The sequence below is a fragment of the Nonomuraea spiralis genome (genome assembly GCF_014648435.1).
Taxonomy (GTDB): Bacteria; Actinomycetota; Actinomycetes; order Streptosporangiales; family Streptosporangiaceae; genus Nonomuraea; species Nonomuraea spiralis.
The window spans coordinates 436,898-463,610 of the sequence record NZ_BMRC01000002.1 but is presented as its reverse complement, the minus strand read 5'-3'; the positions used below and the strand labels follow the sequence as shown (position 1 = coordinate 463,610).

At 74.2% G+C, this 26,713-nt stretch carries 18 protein-coding genes; 7 read left to right on the top strand and 11 right to left on the bottom strand.

Annotated features, from left to right (window positions below; genetic code table 11):
* Positions 1-5: 5 nt before the first annotated feature.
* The 4 genes from IEZ27_RS06055 to IEZ27_RS06040 are packed head-to-tail and all read right to left on the bottom strand — an operon-like array spanning position 6 to position 6,382.
* On the bottom strand, positions 6-2,132 hold the full coding sequence (locus IEZ27_RS06055; protein ID WP_189646289.1) for a DUF3488 and transglutaminase-like domain-containing protein: 2,127 nt from the start codon (positions 2,130-2,132) through the stop codon (positions 6-8).
* Complete coding sequence (locus tag IEZ27_RS06050) at positions 2,129-3,223, bottom strand: DUF58 domain-containing protein (protein WP_229823425.1); 1,095 nt, start codon at positions 3,221-3,223, stop codon at positions 2,129-2,131. Before IEZ27_RS06050 ends, IEZ27_RS06055 begins: the two co-directional genes overlap by 4 nt.
* Positions 3,224-4,270, bottom strand: coding sequence for an AAA family ATPase (locus tag IEZ27_RS06045; RefSeq protein WP_229823423.1), 1,047 nt, complete (start codon positions 4,268-4,270; stop codon positions 3,224-3,226).
* A 15-nt stretch (positions 4,271-4,285) separates the two neighbouring features.
* Complete coding sequence (locus IEZ27_RS06040) at positions 4,286-6,382, bottom strand: hypothetical protein (protein ID WP_189646288.1); 2,097 nt, start codon at positions 6,380-6,382, stop codon at positions 4,286-4,288.
* Between the two features lie 202 nt (positions 6,383-6,584).
* Here IEZ27_RS06040 and IEZ27_RS06035 point away from each other — a divergent pair, with 202 nt between their 5' ends.
* Genes IEZ27_RS06035 through IEZ27_RS06025 form a run of 3 tightly spaced genes read left to right on the top strand, consistent with a single transcriptional unit; the run spans position 6,585 to position 12,220 of the window.
* Positions 6,585-7,784, top strand: coding sequence for a hypothetical protein (locus IEZ27_RS06035; protein WP_189646287.1), 1,200 nt, complete (start codon positions 6,585-6,587; stop codon positions 7,782-7,784).
* The gene (locus tag IEZ27_RS53685) at positions 7,781-9,133 is read left to right on the top strand and encodes a hypothetical protein (RefSeq protein WP_229823418.1); all 1,353 of its coding nucleotides are present in this window, start codon (positions 7,781-7,783) and stop codon (positions 9,131-9,133) included. Before IEZ27_RS06035 ends, IEZ27_RS53685 begins: the two co-directional genes overlap by 4 nt.
* A 45-nt stretch (positions 9,134-9,178) precedes the next feature.
* A complete protein-coding gene (locus IEZ27_RS06025) occupies positions 9,179-12,220 on the top strand; it encodes a coiled-coil domain-containing protein (RefSeq protein ID WP_229823414.1) in 3,042 nt (1,013 codons plus the stop codon).
* Here the strand turns inward: IEZ27_RS06025 and IEZ27_RS06020 are convergent.
* Positions 12,196-13,431 carry a citrate synthase gene (locus IEZ27_RS06020; RefSeq protein ID WP_229823412.1) on the bottom strand — a complete coding sequence of 412 codons (1,236 nt, stop codon included), beginning with the start codon at positions 13,429-13,431 and terminating at the stop codon, positions 12,196-12,198. The two genes, IEZ27_RS06025 and IEZ27_RS06020, sit on opposite strands and share 25 nt — an antisense overlap.
* 53 nt (positions 13,432-13,484) lie before the next feature.
* Here IEZ27_RS06020 and IEZ27_RS06015 point away from each other — a divergent pair, with 53 nt between their 5' ends.
* Positions 13,485-14,705, top strand: a complete 1,221-nt coding sequence (locus IEZ27_RS06015; protein WP_189646285.1) for a LeuA family protein — start codon at positions 13,485-13,487, stop codon at positions 14,703-14,705.
* A gap of 59 nt (positions 14,706-14,764) precedes the next feature.
* On the opposite strand, the gene IEZ27_RS06010 is transcribed toward IEZ27_RS06015, so the two are convergent.
* Entirely contained in the window at positions 14,765-16,081 is a 1,317-nt protein-coding gene (locus IEZ27_RS06010) for an NAD(P)/FAD-dependent oxidoreductase (RefSeq protein ID WP_189646284.1), read from the bottom strand.
* A 79-nt stretch (positions 16,082-16,160) separates the two neighbouring features.
* The gene (locus tag IEZ27_RS06005; RefSeq protein WP_189646283.1) at positions 16,161-17,453 is read right to left on the bottom strand and encodes an MFS transporter; all 1,293 of its coding nucleotides are present in this window, start codon (positions 17,451-17,453) and stop codon (positions 16,161-16,163) included.
* A gap of 115 nt (positions 17,454-17,568) precedes the next feature.
* On the opposite strand from IEZ27_RS06005, the gene IEZ27_RS06000 reads away from it, so the two are divergent.
* Positions 17,569-18,201 carry an HAD family hydrolase gene (locus tag IEZ27_RS06000; protein WP_229823408.1) on the top strand — a complete coding sequence of 211 codons (633 nt, stop codon included), beginning with the start codon at positions 17,569-17,571 and terminating at the stop codon, positions 18,199-18,201.
* Between the two features lie 85 nt (positions 18,202-18,286).
* Here IEZ27_RS06000 and IEZ27_RS05995 read toward each other — a convergent pair whose 3' ends face one another.
* The gene (locus tag IEZ27_RS05995; RefSeq protein WP_189646281.1) at positions 18,287-18,481 is read right to left on the bottom strand and encodes a hypothetical protein; all 195 of its coding nucleotides are present in this window, start codon (positions 18,479-18,481) and stop codon (positions 18,287-18,289) included.
* Positions 18,482-18,556: 75 nt separating this feature from the next.
* Here IEZ27_RS05995 and IEZ27_RS05990 point away from each other — a divergent pair, with 75 nt between their 5' ends.
* The gene (locus tag IEZ27_RS05990; protein ID WP_189646280.1) at positions 18,557-19,606 is read left to right on the top strand and encodes a LacI family DNA-binding transcriptional regulator; all 1,050 of its coding nucleotides are present in this window, start codon (positions 18,557-18,559) and stop codon (positions 19,604-19,606) included.
* Here the strand turns inward: IEZ27_RS05990 and IEZ27_RS05985 are convergent.
* Complete coding sequence (locus IEZ27_RS05985) at positions 19,599-23,111, bottom strand: AAA family ATPase (protein WP_189646279.1); 3,513 nt, start codon at positions 23,109-23,111, stop codon at positions 19,599-19,601. The two genes, IEZ27_RS05990 and IEZ27_RS05985, sit on opposite strands and share 8 nt — an antisense overlap.
* A complete protein-coding gene (locus tag IEZ27_RS05980; protein ID WP_189646278.1) occupies positions 23,112-24,221 on the bottom strand; it encodes an exonuclease SbcCD subunit D in 1,110 nt (369 codons plus the stop codon).
* 107 nt (positions 24,222-24,328) lie between these two features.
* Here IEZ27_RS05980 and IEZ27_RS05975 point away from each other — a divergent pair, with 107 nt between their 5' ends.
* Positions 24,329-25,822: an alpha/beta hydrolase family protein gene (locus IEZ27_RS05975; RefSeq protein WP_189646277.1), complete on the top strand. Its 1,494-nt coding sequence runs from the start codon at positions 24,329-24,331 to the stop codon at positions 25,820-25,822.
* Here IEZ27_RS05975 and IEZ27_RS05970 read toward each other — a convergent pair.
* A complete protein-coding gene (locus IEZ27_RS05970; RefSeq protein ID WP_229823407.1) occupies positions 25,795-26,712 on the bottom strand; it encodes an alpha/beta hydrolase in 918 nt (305 codons plus the stop codon). The two genes, IEZ27_RS05975 and IEZ27_RS05970, sit on opposite strands and share 28 nt — an antisense overlap.
* Position 26,713: the final 1 nt, after the last annotated feature.

Below are 26,713 nucleotides of genomic sequence, written 5' to 3'. Positions count from 1 at the left end.
CTGGATCATCGCAGGAGGAGGCGGTCGCGCAGGCGGGTGGGGAGGGGGGTGCGCGATCGTACGGCGCGGCGGACGGCGTCGCTGCGTTCCCATGCGCGGACGGCGTCGGCGTCGGTGACGTCGTCAGGGGCGTACCGCACGAAGTTTGATATTTCGGCCAATGGCCTGAGATACGTGGTGATGTCGGGTGGCTGGCCGGTCAGGACGTCCTCGGCGGTCAGCGTGTGCCGGCCGCCGAGCCGCAGGTCGTGACAGCTCTGCCGCCAGGCGCCGAGCACGCGTTCGCCGGGCTCCCGGCCGTTCCTCCTGGAGCGCCTCCGCCACCAGGGCAGCACGGCGGCGGTCAGCGCGTACGCACCCAGCAGGCCCCCGCCCGCGACGGCCGCGAGCAGCCAGGGGGACGGGCCGTCGCCGGGCCGCTCGCCCTCGCCCCGGGACCGCGGCCGGGCCGTGCCGGACCGGTCGCCCCCGCCGCGCGTGAACTCGTCCTCCAGCTGCTCGCTCTCCTCGATCGCCGAGGAGACGACGTCGTGGTCGTCCTTGGCGCCGCTGCGGCCCGGCGTCGGATAGAACGGCCGCCAGCCCAGCTTCTCGAACTTGATCTCTGCCCAGGCCATGACGTGACCTGATTTAACGTGATAAATCCCGCCGACCGGCTGTCCGGGCCGGAACCCCACCACCACCCGCGACGGCAGCCCGAGCGTCCTGGCCATGAGCGCGAACGTCGCCGCGAACTGCTCCGACGTGCCCCGGTGCGTGGTCTGCAGGAAGAACTCCAGGCCCTTGAGCGAGTGGCCGGGCGGCGCGGTGACGTCGTAGGAGGCGTTGGTACGCAGGTAGCTCTGCAACCGGTACGCCTGCTTGATCGGCGCGTCCGCGCCCTTGGTGGCCTGCTGGGCGAGCCCCCGGAACAGCTCCTCCTGCGGTCCACGCGGGAACGCGGTCAGCGCGGGGTCGTCGTGCGCCGGGGTGGCGGCCAGCAAGTCCTCCTTGGACGGCTCGGCCACCTTCGAGGTCACCTCGTACGCGAACCCCTTCCCGGGCATTTTCCCAGGGCCACTGCCCGCGCCGGGGTCGGCGAGCAGGGCGCCGCTCCGCGGGTCGGCGGCCAGCCCCCGTACCCCGGCGACCTCGACCGGCCGTTCGGCGGCGGGCAACCACGTGCCGGGCAGCCCGGTGAGGGTCACCCGCTGCCGTACGAGCCGTGCGGGGCCGGTCCACTCCCCCTCCGGGATCCGGCCGCCCGTGGGCTGGAAGCGGGCCCCGGAGCTCCAGCGCACGCCGTCGTAGCGGTCGAGCACGGCCAGCCGCCAGTTGAGCGGTTTGTCGGCCTTGACGGTGAACAGTTCCCTGTCAGGGATCTGCAGCCAGCCCGATACGCGGTCGAGCGGGCTCACGCTGTCCACCCTGCGGGGCGGGGGCAGGTCGGCGTCCTGCCTCGGGTCGTACGGCTGCGCCGCCACGGGCAGCAGCGGCGCGGCCAGCAGCGCCAGGCCCGCCAGCGCGGCGGCGGCGGGCACGCCCGCGAGCAACCAGACCGGTGACCGGTCGTCGCGGATCTGGGCGAGGGCCGCGACGAGCACGAACAGGGCGGCGGCGACCGGCAGGTTCGAGCCCTCGCCGTCCACGCCGAGCAGCAGCGCGGCGGCGTACACGGCCAGGGCGGGCACGGCGGCCGCGATCCTCGTGCGGGTACGGGTGAGGGTCTCGGCGCCGATGACGGCGGCGGCCCAGACGAGCGTGTGCACGAGGACGAGCAGGCGCGGCTCGGGCTGGGCGGGCAGCAGCGTGGTGAGCAGCGCCTGCCAGGCGTTGGCGACGTCGGCGAACACGCCGGGGGCCAGGCCGCGGTAGAGCGGGATCGTCCCGGCGAACCAGGCGGCGAGGTCGAGCACGAGCGCCGGCCACAGGGGACGCCGCGCGGTCAGCGCCGCCACCACGGCGGGCGCCACGGCGGCGGGGACGACCGCGAGCACGAGGTCGCCCCCGGGGAAGACCCGGTGGAACCCCCACCCGGCGACCCCGGCCCCGGCCGCCACCACCCCCAGCCCGGCCCACTTACGCCACCCCGCGCCCCCGGCCCACGCCCCGCCAATGCGAACCCCAGGAGCGCGGGTGGTGGAGGTGGTCATCGGGGGCTCCAGGACAGGGGGAGGGCGTCGAGGTCGGTGAGCGGGATGACCGTGACGCCGGGCGCGCCCGCCGGTCCCGTCCCGGTGTGTACGCAGATGACCCGGTCGAAGCGCCGCCGTACCCCGGCCGCCCGCACCACCTCCGCCGCGTCCCCCGTGACCAGCACCAGCGACCCGCCGCCGCGCGCCATCCGCAGGGTCTCCGCGACCCCGGACGTACCGGGCCGGACCAGGGCGAGCCGGTCGAGGATCGCGTCGGGATCGGCCTTGCCGTCCGGGACGCCCGCGTCGCCCGCGAGCACCCGTACCGGGAACCCGGCCCGCGCCGCCGCCACCGCCACGGACGCCGCCGCGTCGACCGCCAGTTCGGTCAGCTCCCGCGGGTCCAGGACGACGGTCGTGGTGGGCAGGCTCGCGTCGATGAGCTGGCGCACCATGAGCGTGCCGGTCCTGGCGCTGGACCGCCAGTGGACGTGCCGCAGGTCGTCGCCCACGACGTACTCGCGCAGGGTGTGGAAGGTGACGGTGCCGCTGGGCGCGTTGTCGCTGGTCGGGCCCTCCAGGTGGTGGGCCTTGCCGGACGGCGGCACGGGGAGCGCGACCGTGCGCGGGCGGACCAGGAGGGTGCGGCTGTCGCCGTACCGTCTGACGCGGCGCGTGAGGCCGAACGGGTCGGCGCGGACCAGCAGCAGCGGCCCGACCGGGATCTCGCCGCGCACGTCGGTGGGCAGCGGGTACGACACCGTGCGCGCGGCGTTCCGCGGCAACCGCGGCAGGCCGATCAGGTGCTCGGAGTGCCCGATGCGGTCCTGGACGCGCAGCCCCGACAGGCCGCGCCGGCCGCGGTTGACCACGTTCAGCACGGCGACCGCCGCCTCGCCGCGCGGCACCTTGAGCGGCGTCACCTCGCGCCGCACCTCCAGGTCCGGCGCGGAGGCCGTCCAGGCGAGCGCGGCGGCCAGCGCGAGGACGCCGCCGGTGGCCAGCACGACGGGCTCGGGGTAGCCGAGCGCGAACCCCGCCGCGTAGAGCGCCGCCGAACCCGCGAGCGTGGCCCACCCGAGCGGGGTGAACAGCTCCGTGAGCCGCATCTACGCCGCCTGCGGCACCGGCATCCCGGCGAGGATCTCGCCGAGCGCGGACGCGGCGCCGACCTCGCGCAGTTCGGCCTCGGGCGTGAGGATCAGCCGGTGGGCGAGCACCGGCACGGCCAGCGCCTTGACGTCCTCGGGCACGACGTAGTGCCGTCCGGCGGCGGCGGCCTTGACCCGGGCGGCGCGCAGCAGCGCGAGGCTCCCCCGGGGGCTGGCGCCCAGCCGCAGGTGCGGACTGGTACGGGTGGCCCCGCACAACCCGACGATGTAGTCGTAGACCGGGTCGGCCACGTGGATCCGGGAGGCGAAGTCGATCATCCCGGCCACGTCCGTCGCCCGTGCCACCACCGGCAGCCGCTCGACCTGCGGCCCGGTCGGCCCGCCCTTGAGCACCTCGACCTCCGACGCGTGATCGGGGTATCCGACGGAGATCTTCATCAGGAACCGGTCGAGCTGCGCCTCCGGCAGCGGGTACGTGCCGTCCATGTCCACCGGGTTCTGCGTGGCCACCACCAGGAACGGCCGCGGCACCGGGTGCGGCTCGGCGTCGACCGTGACCCGGCGCTCCTCCATGACCTCCAGCAGGGCCGCCTGCGTCTTGGGCGAGGCCCGGTTGATCTCGTCGGCGAGCACGATGTTGGCGAACACCGGCCCCTGGTGGAACTCGAACTTCTGGTGCGCCTGGTTGAAGATCGACACGCCGGTGATGTCGCTGGGCAGCAGGTCGGGGGTGAACTGGATGCGCCGCCACTCGGCGTCCACGCTGGCGGCGAGGGAGCGGGCGAGGGTGGTCTTGCCGGTGCCGGGCACGTCCTCGATGAGCAGGTGGCCCTCGGCGAACAGGCAGATCAGGGCCAGCTCGATGGCCTCGTGCTTGCCGCGGATGACCCGTTCGATGTTGCCGGCGAGCAGTTGGAAACGCTGCGCGAACTGGCCGGCCAGGGCGGCGGACTGCTGCGGCTGTTGCGGCTGCTGGTGCTGCGGCTGTTGCGGGTAGGCGTGGGCGGTCTGCTCGTACTGGTCCTGGTAGTTGTACTGGGTCAACCGAGTTCCCCCTGCTCAGTCGGTGCACTCGAAGAGCGGTAACGCCGGGAACGAGCCGCGGGGCGTGGTCATGAGCGTCTCGCTCAGGTAGGCCACGCCGCCGTTCCACTCGATCCGGTTCCAGACGTCGCTGGTCTCCTTGCTCTCGTCCTCGGTCACGCTCTGGCCCTTGACCTGGCAGATGACGGTGATCGAGAGGTACTGCCCCTTGGGGATGCGGCCCGCCTCGCCGGACTTCGCCGCGGCCGGGCGGACCAGCGTGTCCACCACGTTGTTGTTGGCGTTCTTGTACTTCTGCCTCGGGTAGGCGAGGTCCACTTCGGTCGTGGCCACGTCCGGGCCGGCCCCCGCCGCGTTCCTGGCCTTGAGCGTGAAGGAGTGCTTCACGTTGTTCTTCAGCCCGTCCGCCTTGAACGACGTGCCGTTGATCGCGTCGTTCGCGGCCGCGCCGCCGAGCTGGTACGTCACCCCGTCGTCGCCGTTCTGCGGGGCGTCCCAGGTCAGCTCGGCGCCCCGGTTCACCGCCTTGGCGGCGAAGTTCGACGGCGCGCCCGGCGCCACGCACGGCCTGGCCCCCGGGCTCTGCTCCGACTCCACCTCGCCGCCCGCCCAGTGGGCGACCACGACGAAGGTGTACTCCCGCGCGCAGTCCCCACCGGTGAACTCGAACTGGAAGGGCCCGTCGCCGTCCACCGACTCCGGCTCGGGCCGGCCCTCGCCGGACGCCTTGAGGGTGTAGCGCTCGACCTCGCCGCCGGTGGACGGGCTGAAGGTGACGATCACCCGGCCGGGCCCCGACCTGGCGGTCACGGCGCCGGGCGCGTTCGGCGCGGCGCTGGGGGTCGGCGTCGGGGTGGACGTGGGTGTGGAAGTGGGGGTCGGCGTGGGCGTGGGGGTGGGCTTCCTGCCGTGGCGCCGGGGCGGCTCGGCCTCCCTCGTCCGCGTCGGGTCGGGGTCGCTGGTCTGGGGAGGTTCCTCCGGCTGGGTGTCGGTCTGCCTGGGGTCGTGGCGGGGGGTCTGCTTGGGCTTGGGGGTGTTGGTCGGCCCCGGTACGTCGGAGTCGTCCTTGTCCACGTCGTGCTTGCGGCCCTCGGGGTCGATGACCACGGCCTTGTCGCCGTTCTCGTCGTTGGCCCAGAGCAGGCCGTCCTTGACGAACACGTCCACCGGGCCCGGCCGGCCCGCCACCTGGAGGGTGGTGGGCTGCCCGCCGGCGGCGCTGTCCCAGACGATCAGCGCACCGCTGCTTCTGTCCGGTACGTACACCTTCGACCCCAGCACCTGCGGCACGCCGAGGCCCGTGGGGTCGTCGACGGCGAACCTGGTGCTGAGCACGGCGTTCGAGGAGGTGTCGAGCACGACGAGCAGCCCCGAGTCGCCCGCCGTCAGCACCGGGACGAGCGGGCCCTCGGTCATGGCCGGGGTGAGCACGCCGCCTTTGGCCGCCCGCGCGACGTCCTTGGGCAGGGTGATCTCGCCGACGCCGCCGTCCGCGCCGATGGTGACGGCGGTGGCGGCCCGCGTGTTGACCACGACGGGCAGGCCGCCGGCGATCGTCACGGCCAGCTCCTCGCCCGGTTCGCCCACCTTGACGGGGGTGGCGGCCACGCCGCCGGACACCGGGACGACCTCGCCCCTGGCCGTCACGGGCACCCACAGCCTGCCGCCGCCGTCGATGCGGGCCGCGCCCAGGGGGCCGGGCAGGGTGATCGGCGCGCCCAGGGCGTTCAGCGTGACCGGGTCGATGCGCTGGACGCGGCCGGCCCCCGGGTCGACGGCGTAGCCGGTGCCGCCGGAGACGGCGAGCTGCAGCCCGGCCGCGCCGAGGTCGCGGGTCTGGGTGACGCTGAGCTGGCTGGGCTCGACCCGGCTGACGAAGCCGGTGCGGTCGTCGACGAGCAGCACGTTCGAGCCGTCCTGGACGACGCGCAACTGTTTGCCGGCCTTGTCGTCGAGGTAGCCGTCCACCTCGCCCGACAGGCCGTTCACGTGCACAACCTTGCCCCGGGCCTTGGTCCACAGCCAGGCGCCGACGTCGGCCAGCTTCGGATTGGCACTGGAGACGCCCACGCCGAACCACGCGGCGGCGGCCACCAGGATCACAGCCGCCATGCCGGCGATCACGGCCGTGGCCCGATCCCCCCGGACCCCACGGATACGCAACCGTCACTCACCCCGTATGTGCGATAACAGAGCGTTTACCCCACTTTTATCGGGCATCACCCTAGCGGGCAGGAGTCCCATGTGGGCTCGTACTGAGTGGTAGGCGTGCTGAGTTCCGAGTCTGTCGGTGTGAAGCCGTACCTTAGTGCGCGTGTCCGAACAGCCCCTGACCCTCGACGCCGCCCTCTCCGAGGAGGCGGTGTTGTCGACCTACCGCCGCATGTTCGCCGCGCTGGCCCGCGACAGCGGCGCGGTGGTCGACGACCCCGCCCTGGTCGACATCGCCGAGACGTTGTTCGCGGCCTTCGCCGAGGCGGGCGAGGAGTGGCTGACGCACGACCAGATGCGCTTCGCCTGCCGCGCCCATCCCGGCGACCGCTTCGACAACCGGCTGCGGGTGCTCAAGGGGCTCGGCGCGATCCGCGAGGTGTTCCCCAAGCCCAACCAGCTCCGCTACCGCGCCTCGTTCACCAGCGTGGTCGGCCTGATGTTCATCCGCCGCATGATGGACGACGGCGGCCAGTCCGAGATGCACCGCCTGCTCGCCCTGGAAGACCTCAACGTCGCCGACCCCCGCACCACGATGGAGGAGGCCAGGCAGAGCGCGGTCAACCTGGCGCGGGCGTTCCGGCTGTGGGCCCTGGAGCTGATCACGCTGACCACGGGCACGATCGAGGAGCTGCGCGAGCAGGCCCCCAAGTTGTGGGGCACCGAGGAGATCGCCCGGCGCGCCCAGAGCCTTCACGGCACGATCCTGACCCGCTGGCCCGAGCTCGACCGGGTCTGCACCGACCTGCGCGCCTCGATCTACTCCTACAGCGACGCCTCGCGCCGCGCCGCCGGCCGCCTGGCCGACTCGGCCGGCACCACCCGCAACCTGACGCTGCTGCCCACCGAGACGTGGCGCACGTTCGCCCAGACGGCCTCCAAGGAACGGCTGGCCGCGGTGCTCGGCGGGTTCGTCTTCGACGCGCCCGCGCCGTGGCACGATCCGGCCGCCGTCGCGCGGGCGGTCGACGAGGCGCCGCGGCCGGCTCCCGTCCAGCCCACTCCCCCGCGCTCGGCGCTGCCCGACCCCGGGCCCGAGGGCTCGCTCGACTCCTCGCCGGGCGCCGCCGTCGAACGCCTCACGCGGGTGGCCGAGTCGCTGCTCGGCGACGCCTCGCGGGTCGCGCTGGCCGACGTGATCGGCTCCGACTGGCCCTCGGCCCGGCGCCTGCTCGCCGACCTGACCACGGCCGACCTGCGTCCCGAGCTCCCCTACCGGCTGACCTGGTCCGACGGGCTGACCGTCGATCCCGGCGGCGAGCCCGCCTGGCTCTCCCACGGCTACCTGGAGCGCACCTCATGACGTCCACCGCTTCTTCCGGGCGTGACCGGTCGGCCGAACGGGCGCTCGCCCACGCGCGGGCGCGTTCCGGCGGGCCGCTGCGGCTCGGGGCCGGCGTGCCCGCGCCCGCCGGGATGACCCGGCTGACCCGTCCCGACTCGACCGGGCAGGCGCTGCCGGTGTGGCCCGACGGGGTCACGCCGTCGCTGCTGGAGGAGTACCAGGTCGCCGCCGTGCCGGTCGAGCGGGCCGGGGAGACGCGCCGGGTGCTGGCGGCCACGCTCAAGTGTTGCTGGCGCGATCTGTCCGTCGATCCGTGGCCCGGCGACCCGGCGCCCGTCGAGCTGGTGCTCGACACGTACCGGGCGCTGATCGGGCGTACCGACGATCTGATGCGCAACTGGGCGAGGGGGGCGCTGCGGCGGCTGCACGACTCGGCGTGGATCGTCCTCGACGACGGGGTGGTGACGCTCGGCCCGCGCTGCGCGCTGTGGCCGGTGGAGTCGCACGCCCAGTTGCAGGAGCTGGTCCGCCGCCTGCCCGAGCCCGAACGGCCGGAGCTGACGGTGGTGGGCGACGCCGACATCGTGGCCGCGGCCGTCCTGCCGCTGCCCGGGGCCGGGGGGCGGGCCGAGCTCGGCGTGGCGGAGTTCGACGACCTGCTGGGGGCCTACGACGAGCGGCGGCGGGCCGAGCTGGTGGCGGCGTACATGGTGGTCGAGCACGCCGCGGAGCCGGTCGCGGAGGGGCGCTTCGCCGCGCTGCGCGATCCGGCGCTGCGCCACACCCTCGGCGAGATGCTGGCCCGCCGCGGCCGCGTCCTCATCCAGCTCCGCGAACGCTGGACCTCCGGCTACGACGACGCCCACACCCTCGACCTGACCCGGCCGCCGGTCCCCGCGCCGGCCGTCGTGAGCGTCCCCGAGGAGGAAGCCGTTCCCGCCGCCGTCGAGGAGCCCGCGGTCGCAGAGAGGGCGGCGGGGTCCGGGGTCGTGGAGAGGGCGGGGCTCGGGGTCAGTGAGCGCGCGGTGCTGACGCTGGTGCTGGTGCACTCGGTGGCGATCCCCAGGGCCGAGGGGCTGCTGCCCGAGGACTCCTGGTTGTCGCCCCACCCCGCCCCGGTCGAGGAGCTGCGCCGCCACACCCAGGTCCCGATCGGCGAGCTGGAGTCGGCCCTGCGCACGCTGCGCCACGCGGGCCTGCTGGCCCAAGTGAAGGCCGGCGAGGAGGCGGGCGGCTACGTCCCGGGCCCGCAGTTCCACCGGCTCACGCCGGCGGCCAGACGGCGGTTGCAGGAGGAGCTGATCCTCGCCGCCGGGCCGCACACCCCGCTCGCGGCGGCCGTACGCGCGCGCAGGTCAGCTCAGTGAACGTCATGACAGATGGAAGGGTAACGGGGGTTCGAGGTGTCGCAGATGGAGAACGTCGTCGGGGACCGGGTGCTGATCGCCGTGCAGGCGGTCAACATTTCGCGGCTCTCGACCCATCCGGTGCCCACGGTCCCCGGCACACTCATCGTCGTCGCGGGCGCGGGCCCCAAAGACTCCAACGGCGCGGGTAAGTCGTCGTTCATCGCCTCGATCACGGCGCTGCTCGGCGACGAGCAGTGGCGGTTCGCCTCGGGCGCGAAGGCGGTCTCCGAGCTGCTGTTCAACGCCGAGCTGGCCAGCGGCGCGGGCGCCCGCCAGTGGGCGAGCGCCGACCACGGCTACATCGTGGGCGTCTTCGGCCCGCCCGGCCTCGACTCCTTCGCCCCGCCCCCGGCCCCGCCCGAGCCCACCGCCGAGTCCGCCACCGAGCACGTCGCCGAGCTCACCCTCACGGAGGACGGCGACGACGAGAGCGGGGAGCTGTTCGAGGTGCCCGACACCTCGGGCGGCGCGGTCACCGTGTGGCTCAAGGTCAACCAGGAGGCCCCTCACCTGGAGATCCGCTGGCGCGAAGGCGTCCACCTGGCCGCCTCGCCCTCCGAGGCCGAACGGGTGGCGCGCGCCGACGAGATCTGGGCGTCGTTGCCGAGGTCGGCGGGCAAGCGTGACGTGGTGGCCCGCGACCTGACCAAGGTGCTCTACGGCGACCGGGTCAGGTGCGTGTCGTTCCTGTCCACGTCCGTACGCAGCAAGGTCGCCACCAACCTGCTCTCCCAGCCGCTCAACGAGATCTCCCCCGAACGTGTCTTCGAGGCCATCGCGGCGCTCACCGGCCTCGACGCCGAGCTGGAGCAGGAGCGCGAGGCCCGGCGCGACGAGCACGCCAAGCGGGTGCGGGCGGCGCAGGCGGCCGACCGGCTGGCCGAGTTCGAGGTGGAGTCGAAGGCGCTGGTAGGCACGTTCGACCGCCGCGACCAGGCCCGCGTGCGCCTGGCCGAGGCGTTGCGCTGCTGGCGTGGCAGGCAGGCGCGCAAGCTCGCCGACGCCGCCGCCAAGGACGAGCTGCTGGCTGCCGACCTCACTCGTCATCGCGCGGCGGGCGAGTCGGCGGCCGAGGCCGTCGCGCTGGTCAAGGCCGAGATCACCACGCTGCGCGAGGACACCCTCGACCGCCAGGTGTCGCAGGCCCGCAAGGAGCTGGCCGCCCTCCAGTCCCGCGCCACCAAGCTCGACGCCGACCGCGCGGTGGCCGAGAACTCCGCCGACGAGCTGCGGGCCGCGATCCCGGCGCTGGAGGAGACACGCAGGTTCGCCGACGGGCGTGACGTGCCCGCCGCCGAGAGCGAGCTGCGGGAGACCAGGCTCCGGCTCAACCAGGCGCTCAAGGCGCTCGGCGTGGCCGACCAGGAGGTGTCCTCCGCGCAGGCGGCGCTCGACGACGCCGAGGGCGGCCCGGCCGCGGCCCAGCTCGACGCGCTGTCGGCGGCGGGCGTCGGCGCGACCGGCCTGCTCGACGCCCTCGACGTGGCCGAGCAGGCCCGCGACGCCGCCCACCCGGCCGGCCTGCGCGGCTGGCCCCACGAGCACGCCGTCATCGTCGACGCCGGCCGGCTCGGCGAGGCGGCCCGCGCGCTGGCCGAGCTGCCCGGATCCGTGCTGGTCAGCGCGGCCGGGGTGAGCGTGGTGGGGGCGTTCGAGGGGGTGGCCACGGGGCGGGAGGCCCGGATCAAGGCCGCCGGCCAGCGGCTCAACCGGGCCGAGGACGCCCAGGAGAGCGCCGCCGAGGTGGTCCGCGAGGCCGAGGAGGCGGTCGCGGAGGCGCAGCGGCGGCTGGAGGGCGCGCGGGCCGGGGTGCGGCTGGCCGAGCTGGAGACCAAGCTGGCCGAACGGCGTGAGCGGCTCGTCGGGCTCAACGCGGCGATCGAGGAGCTGGCGCCGAAGGTCGCCGAGGGCGAGCGGCAGGCGGGGGCGCTCGACTTCCGGGCCCGTACCCGGGACATGGAGATCGAGCGGCTCGACGGGCGGCGGCAGCGGCACGAGGCCGAGCGGGCGCAGGCCCGCGAGCAGGAGGCCAAGGTCACGGCCGAACGCGAGGCGCTCAGGCTCGACGCGCTGGCCGCCGACTGGGGCGGCACGGTCGAGACCGCCCGCGAATGGATCCAGGCGCTGCCCGAGGAGGAACGCCCGCGCGCGGCCGAGGAGTGGTGGCGCATCGCCGAGCGCCACTTCGACCAGGCACTGCGCGACACCTTCCCCGAGGAGGACGCCGAGATCCCCGAGGAGCTGGCGTTCCTGCTGTCCGAGCGGGGTGGCAGCACGGCCCGCGAGCAGGCGACGTTCGCGGCCCTGTGCGGGGCGCTGGCCTCCTACCTGCGGGGCCAGGAGGAGTACGAGAAGCACCAGCGGCGGCAGATCGAGGCGCAGATCGTCTCCCGGCAGCGCGACCTGTCGGCGGCGGCCCGCGGCGCGGAGGAGGCGGCGCAGTCGACGGCCGTCCACCGGGCGGCGCTGACGGCGGCGATCAAGGCGCGGCTGACCCGGGTGGCCGAGGAGTTCGAGAAGCTCGACACCTCCTACGGCGGCTACGGCGCGACGCTGGAGTTCCCGGTGCCGCCCGCGCCCGCCGACCCCGAGCAGCGCTGGCAGTGGCGGGTGACGCCGAAGTGGCGGCGCGGCGAGGGGCAGGGGTTCGTGCCGTACAACCGGCGGGCCAACACCGCGCTCATGGACGAGAAGGCCGTCAAGCTGGTGTGCGCGGCGGCCATCGCCTCCTCCGGCGGCGGCCATCTGTGCCTGGTGCTCGACGAGCTGGGCCGCAACCTGGGCAAGGAGCACCGCAGGGAGGCGGTCGCGCTGTTCAGGAGGATCGGCGAGACGTACGGGATCACGGTGATCGGGGCGTTGCAGGACGACATGGAGCCGTACGCGATCGACGCCTGCGGCCAGTACGTCAAGCTGCGGCGGTCGTCGGACGCGATGCCGTACAACGAGCCGCCGGTGATCGTCGGCCATGACCAGCACGCCGAGCGTGTACGCGCGCTGGCCGCGTACGTCGACCGGGGTCAGGCGGGCGAGGGGCCGGTGTAGGAGGCGCGCAGGCGCAGCAGGGAGCCGCGTTCGTACTCCTCCATGGCGTGGGCCAGCCAGCCGGCCGCCCGGGAGACGGCGAAGATCGCCTCACCGGCGCCGCTCACCATCCCGGCCACGGCGGTGAGCGTGGCCAGGGCGAAGTCGATGTTGCCCGCGGGCAGCCGCCGCCGCTGGGCCTCGGCCTGCACGGCCTGCGCCGCCGCCACCCGGTCGTGGCCGGGGGCGGCTGCCTTGACCAGGTCGGACAGCAGCGTGCCGCGGGCGTCGCCGTTCTTGTAGACGCTGTGGCCGAAGCCGGGGATGCGTTCGCCCCTGCGTACGCGGTCGGCGATGACGCGGGCCGCCTGGCCGGGCTCGGCGATCTCCCGCAGCAGGCGTTCGGCCCCGTACGACGCGCCGCCGTGCAGCGGGCCGCCGAGGACGCCGAGGCCGGTGAGCACCACCGCGTACGGGTCGGCCTTGGCCGAGGCGGCCACCCGGGCGGCCAGCGTCGAGGCGGCCAGCTCGTGGTCGGCGAGCAGCACGAGGGCGGCCCCGAGCGCGCCGAGCAGCGCGGGCTCGGCGGGACGCGGGCACAGGCGGGCCCACAGCCGTTCGGCGATCGACTCCCCGGCGGGCTCGCCGAGCGGCGGCAGCGCGTCGACCAGCCCAGCGATCAGGCGGCGGCCGGTGGCGGCCACGGAGGCGGGGTCGAGCTGGTGGCGCAGCGAGTCGGACGCGCCGAGGACCGTGGTGATCACCTGGAGGCGGTCGAGCGGCAGGAGATCGCGCGGCAGGCCGCCCTGCGCCGCCACCGCCGCCCGCAACGCCTCCTCCTCGCACCGCCACGCCTCCTGCCCCTCGGTCCCGCGGCGGGGTGGGGCCTGGGGCGCCGGGGCGGGGTTCCAGAGGTGGGCGGCTACGGACTCGTAGTCGCTGGTCAGGGCGAGGTTCAGGGCGTCGGCGCCCCGGTAGTAGGGACGGTCGGCGCCCAGGGCCGTGATCGCCGACTCGATGACCAGCTCCGGCGGCTGCCCGCGCGGACGCCCCCGCCTGGCCAGCCGCTCGACCTCCTCGGCCGAGAACAGGCTGCGCCGTCCGTCGTCACCGTGCCGCCGCTGAAGCACCCCCCGGCTCACGTACGCGTAGAGCGTGGCGGGTTTGACGCCGAGCCGTTCGGCGGCCGTGGCCGCGTCGATCCACTCCATCACCCGCACCCACCTCTCCATATTGACGAAAATCAATATTGATACACATTGAGCAAGCGTGTCAACGTGAAGTCATGCCACAAGTTCATTTCCTCGACGTGACGAACCGGGACGGCGTGCAGACCGCGCGCACCGGCCTGTCCAAGTTCGGCAAGACCATGGTCAACTTCTACCTGGGCAAACTCGGCGTGGCCCAGTCCGAGATCGGGTTCCCGTTCCTGTTCCACGAGGTCCCGTACGTGCGGGCGCAGGTCGCGCTGGCCGAGGCGGGGGCGTTCGGGGAGCTGCGGCTGTCCGGTTGGTGCCGGGGCGTGCCGCAGGACGTGGAGAAGGCGGCGCCGCTCGGCCTGCGGCACTACAACCTGTCCATCTCCACGTCCGACTACATGATCCAGAACAAGTTCCGCGGCCGCCTCGACCGGAACGCGATCATCAGGGAGATGACGGCCGCGGTCCGCGCCGCCAAGGCCGCCGGGGCCGAGACGGTGGGGGTGAACGCCGAGGACGGGTCGCGTACCGACGACGGGTTCCTGCTGGAGTTCGCGCTGGCGGCCAAGGAGGCGGGGGCCGGACGGGTGCGCTACTGCGACACGATCGGCGGCGACACCCCCGGCCGGATCCGCGAGCGCTTCGCCCGGCTGGCCTCGGGCGCGGCGCTGCCGGTCGAGACCCACTGCCACAACGACCTGGGCATGGCCGTGGCGAACTCGCTCTCCGGCGCCCTCGGCGACCTCGACGCCGGTCAGGACGCCTGGATCAACACGTGCGTGAACGGCGTCGGCGAACGTTCCGGCAACGCCGACCTGCTCTCCACGATCCTGGCCTGCTCGCACGGGTTCGGGGAGAAGGTGGAGATCGGCGACCCGCTCGACCTGTCGTGGGCGCGCCGGTTCGGGTTGTGGGCGTCGTACGCGCTGGGGCAGCCGCTGCCGTACAACCAGGTGGGGGTGGGACGCAACGCGTTCGCGCACGAGTCGGGCATCCACGCCGACGGCGCCCTGAAGGACCACGGCAACTACGAGTTGTACGACGAGGCCACGCTCGGCCCGTTCCCCCAGGACCGGCACGCCCGCGACGGACGGGTGGTGCTGACCGGCGAGTACGGCGGCAAGGCCGGCTTCCGCCACGTCATGGACGGCCTGGGCGTGGAGGTGGCGGACGAGGAGGCGGCCTTCCGCCTGGTCCAGCTCTGCAACGCGATGACCGGCCGCCCCCTCGCGGACGACGAACTACGCCTGATCGGGACCTACCCTCGCGAGCTGTCCCTCCTCTTCCCCGGCTACACCGCCACCTGAAACCCCCGAGGCAGGGGCAGGGGGCAGCCCGGGGGAAGGAAGGCCCGAGAGGGGTGGGGTCAGGCGGCGCGGTCCAGGTCGTCCGCCGCCAGGGCCCGGCGGAAGTCCTCGTCGGCGTGCTCGATCGCCGCGAGCTGCACCGCCTCCCGCCGGAACACCATCGACAACGCCCAGTCCGCCAGCACCCGCGCCTTGTGGTTGACCGTCGGCACCCACGCCAGGTGGTACATCCGGTGCGCCAGCCACCCCAGGAACCCGGTCAGCCTGATCGAGTACACCTGGGCCACCCCCTGGTGATGGGCCAGCCCGGCCACCGACCCCAGGTACGCGTGCCGGTACGCCTTCAGCCCGCGCCCCCTGACGTACGCCTTCAGGTTGCGGGCGAGCAGCTTGGCCTGGCGCACCGCGTGCTGGGCGTTGGGCGCCGTGAACTGCCCAGGACGGGTCAGGTCGGGCACCGCCGCGCCGTCACCGGCCGTGAAGACGTCCTCCAGGCCCGCCACGGTCAGGTACTCGGTGGCCAGCAGCCGCCCGGCGCCGTCCACGGGCAGCCCGCTGTCGGCGGCGAGCGGGCTGGGCCGGCCGCCGGCCGCCCACACCAGCGTCCCGGCGTCGAGCGCGGTGCCGTCCGACAACGTCGCCACGCCGCCGGCCGCCGAGGTCAGCCGGGTCTCCAGCCGCACGTCCACGCCCCGGGCGCGCAGCGCGCCGACGGTCCAGCGGCCGAGGTCGGGGTGGAGTTCGGGCAGGATGCCGCCGGTCGCCTCGACCAGGGTCCAGGTCAGGTCGGCGGGGGTGATCCCGTCGTGGTAGCGCAGCGCGTCGTCGGCCAGCCCCTGCATCTCGGCCAGCGCCTCGACGCCCGAGAACCCGCCGCCGACCACCACGAACGTCAGCGCCCTGCGCCGCACCTGCGGATCGTCCGTCGAGGCGGCGGCCGCGAGCTGGGCCAGGACGTGGTTGCGCAGGTGCACGGCCTCCCCCACGGTCTTGAACCCGACCGCGTGCTCGGCCAGCCCCGGGATCGGCAGCGTGCGGGTGATCGACCCGGCCGCCATCACGAGGATGTCGTAGGTGAGGGTCCTGGCCGGGCCCTGGACCGGCTGGAACAGCGCGGTGCGGTCGTCGTGCGAGATCCGGGTGACGCGGCCGGTGAGCACCCGGGCGCCCTTCAGCACCCGGTGCAGCGGGGCGACGACGTGGCGGGGCTCGATCGTCCCGCCGGCCGCCTCGGCCAGGAACGGCTGGTACGTCATGTACCCCCGCGGATCGACCACGGTGACCGTCACCTCGCCCGACCGGATCATCCGGCGCAGCCCCAGCCCCGTGTACAGCCCGACATATCCGCCGCCGACGATCAGGATGTGCTTGCTCATCGTCCGCTCCTCCTCCATCAGGTTCTTCACTGCGAAGACGGGACAGCCCCGGTGGATGTGACAGGATTCGGGCGATATATTAGAGATTTTCGTCGCGGGTCTCCGGCAGGGCGAGCAGGCAGAGCAGGCTCAGCAGGGCCATCGCGGAGACGTACAGGCCGACGCCCATGACGCCGACGCCGCTCGACTGCAGCGCGGTGGCGACCAGCGGCGGCACCGCGCCGCCCAGGACGCCGCCGAGGCTGTAGGCGACCGAGGCGCCGCTGTAGCGGAACTCGGTCCTGAACAGCTCGGGCAGGTACGCCCCCATCGGCCCGAAGACCAGCCCCATCAGCCCGAGCGCGCCGGCCAGCGCCAGCCCGGCCAGGAACACCGACCGGGTCTCCATCAGCGGGAACATCACCAGGCCCCACGCGACGGCGGCCGCGGTGCCGGCGAGCAGGGTACGGCGGCGGCCCAGCCGGTCGCTGACCACGGCCGAGACCACGGTGCCGGCGCCCATGAACAGCACGCCGATCATGGTCAGGGTCAGCATGGTGGTCTTCGGGATGGCGAGGGTGGCGGTGCCGTAGGACAGGCAGTAGGTGGTGGCGGTGTAGAAGAGCGTGTAGGCGATGGTCATCGCGCCGGCGCCGAGCAGCACGCGCCGCCACTGGTGGCGGATCAGGCCGGCGAACGGCACCTTGGCGATGCGGCGCTGGTCCATCGCCGCCCGGAAGACCGGCGTCTCGGAGATCTTCAGCCGCACGTACAGGCCGACGATCACGAGGAGCAGGCTGGCCAGGAACGGCAAGCGCCATCCCCAGCCGCCGAACTGCTCGTCGGTCAGCGTCGCGCCGAGGATCAGGAAGAGCCCGTTGGCGACGATGAACCCGGCCGACGGGCCGAGTTGCGGGAACATCGCATACAGGCCGCGTTTGCCGGGCGGGGCGTGCTCGGTGGCCAGCAGCGCCGCGCCGCCCCACTCGCCGCCGAGCCCGATGCCCTGGGTGAAGCGCAGCAGCACCAGCAGCACGGGCGCGGCCATGCCGATGGCCGCGTAGCCGGGCAGCAGGCCGATCGCCACCGTGGACAGGCCCATCACCAGCAGCGAGACGACCAGCATCGACTTGCGCCCGACGCGGTCGCCCCAGTGGCCGAACAGCGCCGACCCGAGCGGACGCGAGACGAACGCCACCGCGAACGTCGAGAACGCGGCCAGCCGCCCGGCCACGGGGTCCATACCGGGGAAGAACGCGGTGTTCAGCACCAGCGCCGCGGCGGTGCCGTAGATGTAGAAGTCGTAGAACTCGATCGCGGTGCCCATGAGGCTGGCCATGGCGATCCTGGTCCTGCTCGGCGCCACGACCTCGGGGGAACTCGTCACTGTCATCTCGCCATTCGGACATGCGTCTTGTCAGGTGATACAACGACGCTACCACCTGCGTGACGTCACCAGGCCGCCCGATAGATTCGACCGCAAACGACACTTTTGGGAGGACCGCACCTTGGCCGTCGAACTGGTCATCTTCGACTGTGACGGGGTACTCGTCGACAGCGAGCGCATCTCCGTACGCGTGGGCACCGCCGCGCTTCGCCGCCTGGGCTGGACGATCGACGAAACCGAGTACGCCGAACGCTTCGTCGGCTGCAGCAACGAATACTGGGACGAACAGGTCGGCCAGACCCCACCCGGCTGGTACGAGCAGATCTCGCAGGAGTACACGGCCGCGATCAAGGCCGAGCTGTGCGCGATCGAGGGCATCGAGTCGGCCCTCGACCGGCTGGACATCCCCTACTGCGTGGCCTCCAACGGCCGGCACGCCGCCATCCGCGACAGCCTGGAGGTGACCGGTCTCGCACCCCGCTTCGACGGCCGCGTGTTCAGCGCCGAGGACGTGACCCGCGGCAAGCCCGCCCCCGACCTGTTCCTGCACGCGGCGGCCACGATGGGCGCGCCGCCCGAGAGCTGCGTGGTGATCGAGGACAGCCCGTTCGGCGTGACGGCGGCGATGAGCGCGGGGATGCGCTGCCTGGCCTTCGCCGGCGGCCTCACCCCGCCCTCGCGCCTGACCGGCCTCGGCGCCACCCTCTTCCACGACCCCGCCACGATCCCCGACCTGATCGCCGACCTCATCTGACCACTCTCCGAGCCGACCTCACCTGACCGTCGCCGGAGCCGACCTCACCCGACCACCCCCGTGGCCTCTCTCACGAGGGGGGTGGTCACGCCTCGCGGTACCGGGCCGGGCGGCAGGCGGGGTCGAGCCGGTCGGCGGTGCGGCGCAGCGAGGACGCCAGCCGCGCCCGCACGGCGACGCGCTCCGGGAGGCGCCTGCGCGGCGCCCCCGGCAGCGCCGCGTGGAGCGACCCCCGGAACCCCATCGCCGTCCGGTGCGCGAGGACCTGCATGCCATCCATCTCTCTCCTCCTTAATCAATTAAGACCTTAATCGATTAAGATCGCACGGGCAAGGCCGTTCGATACGGTTGGACGATGGCAAGGGTCACCCTGCAGACGATCGCCGACAGGCTGGGCGTGTCCCGCGCCACCGTGTCGTACGCCTTCTCCCGGCCCGACCAGCTCAGCGACGGGCTGCGGCGGCGCATCCTGGAGGTGGCCGACGAGCTCGGCTACGCGGGGCCCAACCCGACGGCGCGCTCGCTCCGGCTCGGCCGGGCCGGCGCGCTCGGGCTGCTGTTCAGCGAGACGCTGGCCTACGCCTTCGCCGACCCGTACGCGATCGGGTTCTTCCAGGGGCTGGCCACGGCGGCCGAGGAGGCGGGCGTCGGGCTGCTCATCCTGCCCCTCCCCCATGGCGACCGGCGCAGCGACACCGTGCGTGACGCGGTGGTCGACGCGTTCTGCCTGGTCTCGCTGCCCGACGGCCATCCGGCGCTGGCCGAGGTGCTGGCCAGGAAGCTGCCCGTCGTGGTGGTGGACGAGCCGTACGTGCCGGGCCACCCGTTCGTCGGCATCGACGAGCCCGCCGCCGGGGCCGCCGCCGCCGCGCACGTGCTCGGCCTCGGCCACCGGCGGGTCGCGGTGGCGATGGTCGGCCTGCACGACGACGGCCACACCGGCTGGGCCGACCGCGACCGCCAGGAGGACGCGGTGTTCGAGGCGATGCGCGCCCGGCGCGGCGGCTACCAGACCGCCTGCGAGCAGGCCGGCCTCGACTGGGACGACGTGCCCTTCTACGAGGTCGCCAGGAACTCGCGGGAGGCGGGCAGGAAGGCCGGCCACGCGCTGCTGCGGCGCGAACCGCGGCCCACGGCGATCCTGACCAACACCGACGTGCTCGCCCTCGGCATCCTCGACGCCGCCGCCGACCTGGGCATCGACGTGCCGGGCGAGTTGTCGGTCGTCGGGTTCTCCGACAGCGCGGCCGAGGAGGCTGGGCTCACCACGATCCGGCAGGCCAAGCAGGAGATCGGGGAGGCGGCCGGACGGCTGCTGCTGTCGGGGGCCGCGGCCCGGCCGGAGCGGCGGCTGTTCCCGCACGAGCTGATCGTGCGCGCCTCGACCGCGCCCCCGCCTAGCTGACCAGCGTCGAGCCCCTGCGGCTCTTGCCCACCTTGAGCTGCACCGGGATGCGCGTACGCAACTCGCCCACGTGGCTCACGATGCCGACCGCGCGGCCGCCGTCGCGCAGCCCGTCGAGGATGTCGAGCACGCCGTCGAGGGTGTCCTCGTCGAGGGTGCCGAAGCCCTCGTCCACGAACAGCGTGCCGACCTCCGCGCCGCCCGCCTCGGCCGTGACCACGTCGGCCAGGCCCAGGGCGAGCGCGAGCGAGGTGATGAAGCTCTCGCCGCCCGACAGGGTCGCCGGGTCGCGGTCGACGCCGGTCCAGGCGTCGGCCACCTTCAGGCCCAGGCCGCCGCCCGAGCGCGCCCGCGACCCGGCGGTCCTGCGCAGGTCGTGCCGCAGCAGGTAGCGGCCGGATGACATGTGGTCGAGGCGTTCGTTGGCGGCGTCGACGACCTGCCGGAGCCGTTCGCCCAGCACGAACGAGGTCAGGCTCATGTTCCACTGGTTGTCGCCGGAGACGCCGGAGGCCAGCGCCGCCATGCGTTCGGCCAGGCGGTGGCGTTCGGCGGCCGGCCGCCAGCGCTGGATGCGCGCGGCCAGCTCATCGCGCAGCTCGGCCAGGCGTCCGGCCCTGGCCACGGCCCGGTCGCGCTCGCTGGCCAGCCGCGTGTGCGTCTCCTCCGCGCTGTCCCGCTCCGCCTCGGCCGCCGCCAGGTCGGGCGCGGGCTCGGCGGCCGCGGCGACCAGCTCGGGGTCGGCGAGCAGGCCGGTGACGGCGGCGTGCTGGTCGTCCAGCCGGCGCAGCAGCTCCGCCTTGCCCTCCCGTTCGGCCGGGCTCCGGTAGGCCTCCTCGGCCTCCCGCGCGTCGGCGAACCCCGCCTCGCCCGCCGCCCGCCCGGCCTCCCTGACGGCGGCGTCGAGCTCGACGGCCGCCGCGACCGCCGCCCGGGTGGCCTCCAGCGCCTCCCGCAGCAGCTCGGCCTCGTCGTTGAGCCTGGACAGGCGGGCGGTCAGGGTCGGGTCGCCGCCCCTGGCCGCGTCGAGCCGCGCGCTCAGCCGCCCGGCGTCGCCGCTCAGCTCCTCGTGCCTGGTGCGGCCGGCCGCCAGGCGGGCGGCTCCGCGCCGGCCGCGTTCCTCCAGGTCGGCGCGTTCGCGGGCGAGCGCGGCCAGCTCGGCGGCGAGCACCGGCTCCCGCGCGGCGGCCCCGGCCAGGCGGCGCAGCTCAGCTTCGGCCCCGGCCAGCACCACGGCGCCGTCCAGCCCGTCTCCGGCCTCCGCCCCGGCTTCTGACGGGGTGAGGGTCTGGGCGAGGCGGGTGTGGAGGCGGGCGCGTTCGGCGGTGAGGCGGCTGCTGTGGGCGTGGTGGGCGGCCAGCGTCTCGGCCAGCTCCCTGGCCTGGTCCCGGACGTGGTCGCGTTCGCCTTCGAGACGGTCGAGGGCGTCGGCGAGGCCGGGCTCGCGGTCGGCGACCGACCGCAGGCGGGCGAGCTCCCCCTCTGCGGCCAGCACGCGGTCGGCGGCGGTGCCGGCGTCGAGCCCCTCGGTGGCCGCCGAGGCGTCGGCGAGCCGGGACTCGATCGAGGCCAGGGCGCGTTCGGCCGCCTCGCGGTCGGCGGCGGCCGATTCGTGGGCGCTCTCGGCGGCGTGCTCGTCGTCGGGGGAAGGGGCGCTGGGTGCCGGGGAGGCGGGCATGGGGTGGTGTTCGGAGCCGCAGACCGCGCACGGCCGCCCGTCGGCCAGGTCGCGGGCCAGCTCCGCGGCCATGCCGTCGATCCTGGCCTGGCGCAGGTCGAGCCAGCGTTCGCGGGTCTCCTGGGCGCGGTCGACCAGGGCCTGGTGGGCGGCGGCGGCCGACTCCAGCTCCGCGGCGAGGGCGTCGCGGCGGTGGGCCGCCTCCAGCGCGGAGCGGGCGGCGTCGAGGTGGGCCGCGGCGGCGGGCACGGCCGCCGTCTCGGCGCGTACGCCGGCCAGGGCCGCGCCCGCCTCGGCCAGCCGGGCCGGGAGCTCGGCCTCGGCGGCGGCCACCTGCGCCTCACGCTGGGCGAGCACGTCGAGCTCCCCGGCCAGGACGGCGAGCTCCCGGTCGATGTCGATGAGATCGGCGGCGGCGTCGCGTACGGCCTGGGCCGCCGGGATGCGCGCCGCGGCCACCCGCGCGTCGGCGAGCCTGCCCTCGGCCTGCTCGATCAGGCCCGGCAGGAGGCCGAGCCGGGCGGCGACTGCCTCGTCGGCGCCGATCAGGTCGGCCAGCTCCTGCTCCACCCGCAACAGGTCGCGCCGGACGACCGACAGCCGGGCCTCCTCGGTGAGCAGCTCGGACAGCCGCGCGAGCTCGGCCCGCCGCTCGCGCTCCAGCCTCTCCAGCTCCGTCACCGACGCCAGGCCCCCGGACGACGGCTGACCGGCGCCGGGAGCGGCGGCGAGCAGGGGGCGGGCGCGGGCCAGGGCGTCGGCGGCCATCGCGCGGGCCTTGTCGGCGGCCTCCGCGCGTTGCCGGGCGGCCGTGATCAGCGGGAGCACGCGGTCGGCGCGGGTGGCGTCGTCGATGAGGGCCTGGAGGTCGGCGCGTTCGTCGGCGCGTTCGTCGAGGGTGCGGCGCAGGGTGAGCGCCTCGGCGTGGCGGCGCTGACGCTCGGCGAGGGCGGCGGCCCGCTCGAACCGGGACCGCGCCAAGTGCAGGGTCTCGCCCGCGGCGGCGTGGCGCTCCCCGCACCGGTCGACGGCGGCCCGCGCCGCGGCCAGCAGCGCTCCGGCCCGGCCCAGCGGGTCGTCCTCGGCCGACGGCTGCCCGCCGTCGGCGCCCGGGGTCGCGGGCACGTCGGAGAGGGAGTCGGGGGGCGGGGTGAGGGTGGGGCCGGCGGCCTCCTGAAGGCGTTCGACGGCGAAGGCCACCTCCCGCCCGAGCTCCTGCTCCGCCCGCCCGGTCACCCGCCGCCGCTCGGCCAGCCACGACTCGGCCTGCGTGAACACCTTGACGGTGAACAGCCGCTCCAGCAACCGGGCGCGGTCGTCGCCGTCGGCGCGCAGGAACTTCGCGAAGTCCCCCTGCGGCAACATCACCACCTGGCAGAACTGCTCGGCGTTCATCCCCAGCAGCCCGCCCACCAGGTCGCCGGCCTCGTCGAGCCGGGTGGTCAGCCCCTGCCAGGCGGCTCCCCGGCGCTCCTCTACGACGACCTTGGCCTTCTCCTCGGTGAACCCGGCGCCGCGCAGCTTGGGACGCTGCCAGGACGGCGACCGCCGGACACGTAGTAACCGCCCCCGGATCGTGACCTCCAGCGTCACCGACGGCCCGGTGCCGGCGGGCGCGTGGTCGCAGCGCAGGCTGCGGGCGCTGTTGCGCTGGCCGGGCACGACGCCGTAGAGGGCGAAGCAGAGCGCGTCGAGGATCGTGGTCTTGCCCGCCCCGGTGGGCCCGTGGATGAGGAACAGGCCCGCCTCGGTGAGGGCGTCGAAGTCGACCGTCTCCGTGCCGGGGAAGGACCCGAAGGCCGTGAGCGAGAGCCGGTGGGGCCGCATCTACGCCATCGTCTCCTTCACCCTGGACGCCTCGATCGCCTGTCTTAGCAGGTCTTCCTCCTCGGGCGCGGCAGGCTCGCCGCGCACCTCGCGGACGAAGTCGAGGGCGACCTCCGCCTCGGGCCGCCCGCTGAGCCTGACGGGCTGGGCGGCGGGCGCGGCGCCCACCGGCTCGAAGGCGAGGGCGAGGGCGTGGGGGAAACGGGCGCGCAGCCGGTCCATCGCCTGCTTGGGACGGACGGCGTCGGTCAGGGTGATCTGCAGCCAATGGTCCTCGTAGGAGGCGAAACCGGAGAGGGTCAGCAGGTCGTCGAGGTCGCCGCGCAGCCGCCCGACCGGCCGGGGCACGGGCGCGGGCACGAACTCCGCGCCCGAGCCGAGGGTGACCAGCCAGCAGCCCTTGACGTGGCCGGTCTCGGAGAAGGAGTAGGCGAGGGGGGAGCCGGAGTAGCGCACGGTCTCGGACATGCGCTGCCGCCCATGGAGGTGGCCGAGCGCGACGTAGTCGACGCCGTCGAAGGCCGGCAGCGGCACGTGGGACACCCCGCCCACGCTGATGTCGCGCTCGCTGTCGCTGGCCTGGCCGCCGGTCACGAAGCAGTGGGCCAGCACGACGGCGGCCCGGTGGCGCGCGGCGTCGGCGCGTACGCGGTCCATCGCGTGGGAGATCGCGGCGGTGTGGCCGCGGTCGGGGAGCTGCCAGGGGGTGCGGACCAGCTCCGGCTCCAGGTAGGGGATGCCGTAGAAGGCGACGTCGTCGATCAGCACCGGCTGCCACGACTGGTCGGGCTCGGTGCGGACGTGCACCCCCGAGGAGTCGAACAGCGCCGAGCCGAACCCCAGCCGCAGCGCCGAGTCGTGGTTGCCGCTGATCAGCACCACCCGCGCCCCGGCGGCGCGCAGGCGGGCGAGCGCGTCGGAGAGCAGGGCCACCGCGTCGACCGGCGGCAGGGCACGGTCGTAGACGTCGCCGGAGACGGCCACGACGTCGACGCGCTCGGCGCGCACGGTCTCGACCAGGTGGTCGACGAACGCGGCCTGCGCCCCGAGCAGGCTCTCCCGATGGAAGGAGCGCCCGAGGTGCCAGTCGGAGGTGTGCAGGATCCGCATGTCGCAGGAAGCTAACATCTCCCACCGACAAATGCGGTCTCTGCTGTCACAGAAGCCGGGAGTAGGCTGACTGATCGGCGGGCAAACCAACGCACATGGGGAGGCCGATGCGCACTGGCCGTGGCACCTTGAGCGTCGCCGCCGGCCTGGTGCTGGTGGCTCTCGCGTCGGTCGGTTACGTGTTGCCGCCCGCGTTCGACCCGCCGCCGCTGAAGGCGGATCCGGCGTTCGAGGCCCTTCCCGCGCAACCGGCCGGCGAGCTGCGCCCGGTGGTGGCCGCCGCCCCCGTACGGCAGGAGGAGATCTCGTTGCCGGCCGAGGGGCAGCGGCTGGAGGGCACCTTACGCGTGCCGCTCACGCCCGGGCCGCACCCGGCGATGGTGTTCGTGTCGGGGTCGGGCAACGGCTCGCGGACGGAGTTCACGCCGCAGGCGGAGTTCCTGGCCAGGGCGGGCGTGGCGACGATCGCGTTCGACAAGCGGACGGTCGGCTACGACTTCCGCGAACGCGACTTCGGGCTGCTCGCCGACGACGCCCTGCGCATGGTGGAGTACCTGCGCCGCCGTCCGGAGGTCGACGCCTCGCGCGTCGGGCTGTGGGGGGTCAGCGAGGGCGGCTGGGTGGTGCCGATCGCGGCGGCCAAGAGCGCGGCGGTGGGCTTCACGGTGCTGGTCTCCTCGCCGAACGTCTCGCCGCTCCGGCAGGTCGCCTGGGCCCTGAACGAGCAGTTGCTCAGGCTGCACGCCCCCATCGGCGCCCGTGACCTGCTGACCAGGGCGATGGGCGGCGTCGGCTTCACCTTCCTGCGTTACGACGCGATGCCCGCCTTACGCCGGATCAAGCAGCCGGTCCTGGCGTTCTACGGCACCACCGACCCCTCGATCCCCTTCGTCGAGTCCACCAAGGCGCTGGTCACCGCGCTCACCGAGGCGGGCAACGACCGGTACACGATCCGCTTCATGGACAAGGGCGACCACGCGATGCGGGTCAACGGCGGCCCGTTCACCAGCGGCTACCTGGAGACCCTGGCCAACTGGATCAGCGGCCTGCCCGCCACCGCGACGCCGTCGGCGCATCTGGCGGGCAGCACGCCGGTCCAGCGGTTCGAGGCCAGCGACGTGCCGGCGGCCCCCTGGTACGCGGGCGGCACGATGCTCGGGCTGACCATCTGCCTGGCCGCCGTCGGGTACGTGGCCGGCCCGGTCGCGGCCATGGTCGTACGGCTGCGCGGCCACGGCCGGCCGCCCGTCGAGACCAACGCCCGGCTGTGGCCGCCGATCAGGCGCAGGCTGCGCAGGATGGCGTGGGCGGGTCTCGGCCTGCTGGCCTCGGTCGTGGCGTTCATCACGCTGCTGGTGTTGTTCTCGGTGAACCAGGCGGGCGCCTGGCCGGCCGTGCTGGCGGGCTGGCTGGTGGTCCGCGCGCTGGCCGTGCTCATGCTGATCCAGGAGGTCACGGCGGTGGCCGCGTACGTGTCGGCGCTGCGCGAGGGCATGCGGCCCACCCGGTGGCAGTACGTCGCGATCGGCGGCGTGCTCGGCGGCACCGGGCTGCTCCTGGTGGCGGCGGCCTACTACGGCCTGTTCGCGTTCCCCTGGTAGGCGTTCATCCAGCGGTCGAGCTCGGCGAAGACCTGCTTGCGCGCGGGCTCGGCGGACAACACCAGGTCGTGCACGCCGTCCTGGATGCGTACGCAGGTGACGTGGGGGCCGATCGCGGTGGACCAGCGGGCGATGTGCTCGGGGTCGAGCACGATGTCGGCCGAGCGCGCCTCGGGCACGAAGTCGCGTACCCGCAGGCCCGTGGAGGAGGCGAGGACGAGGACCGGCACGTCCACCGCGAGCCCCCGGTGCAGCCGGCGCTGGGCGCGGCGGACGGCGGCCAGCCACATCGCGTGCACGGAGAACCCGACCAGCGGCTTGAGCGTCAGGTCGTAGTCCCATTCGCCCTGCTCGGTGCGGTGCAGGCTCTGGCCGTAGGCGGTGCTGATGCCCAGGGGCAGCGCGCGGCGGGAGTAGGACAGCGGGGTCCTGAGCAGGTCGGCGGCCAGGCGGAGCGGCGCGGGCACGTTCAGGTCGAGGAACGGGCTGTTGAGCACGAGCCCCTGCATCAGGCCCCGGCCGCGGACGCGGTCGGCCCACAGCGCGGTGATCAGGCCGCCGGTGGAGTGGGCGTTGACGGTCAGCTCGTCGTGGTCGCGCCTGATGAGGCGGACGGCCTCGTCGATCTCGGGGAAGTAGTCGGTGATGCTCCTGATCAGGCCCCTGGTCTGGTGCGGGAGCAGCGAGCGGCCGTACTTGCGCAGGTCGAGGGCGTAGAAGTCGATGCCGCGCTGGACGTAGTAGTCGGCCAGGTGGTCCTGGAAGAAGTAGTCGGTGAATCCGTGGACGTAGAGCACCGCCCTGCGCGAACCGGTCCTCCTGGAGATCAGGGTCGCGACGACCTCGCCCTCGAAGTCGGGCGGCATAGGCAGAACGGTGATGTCGTACATA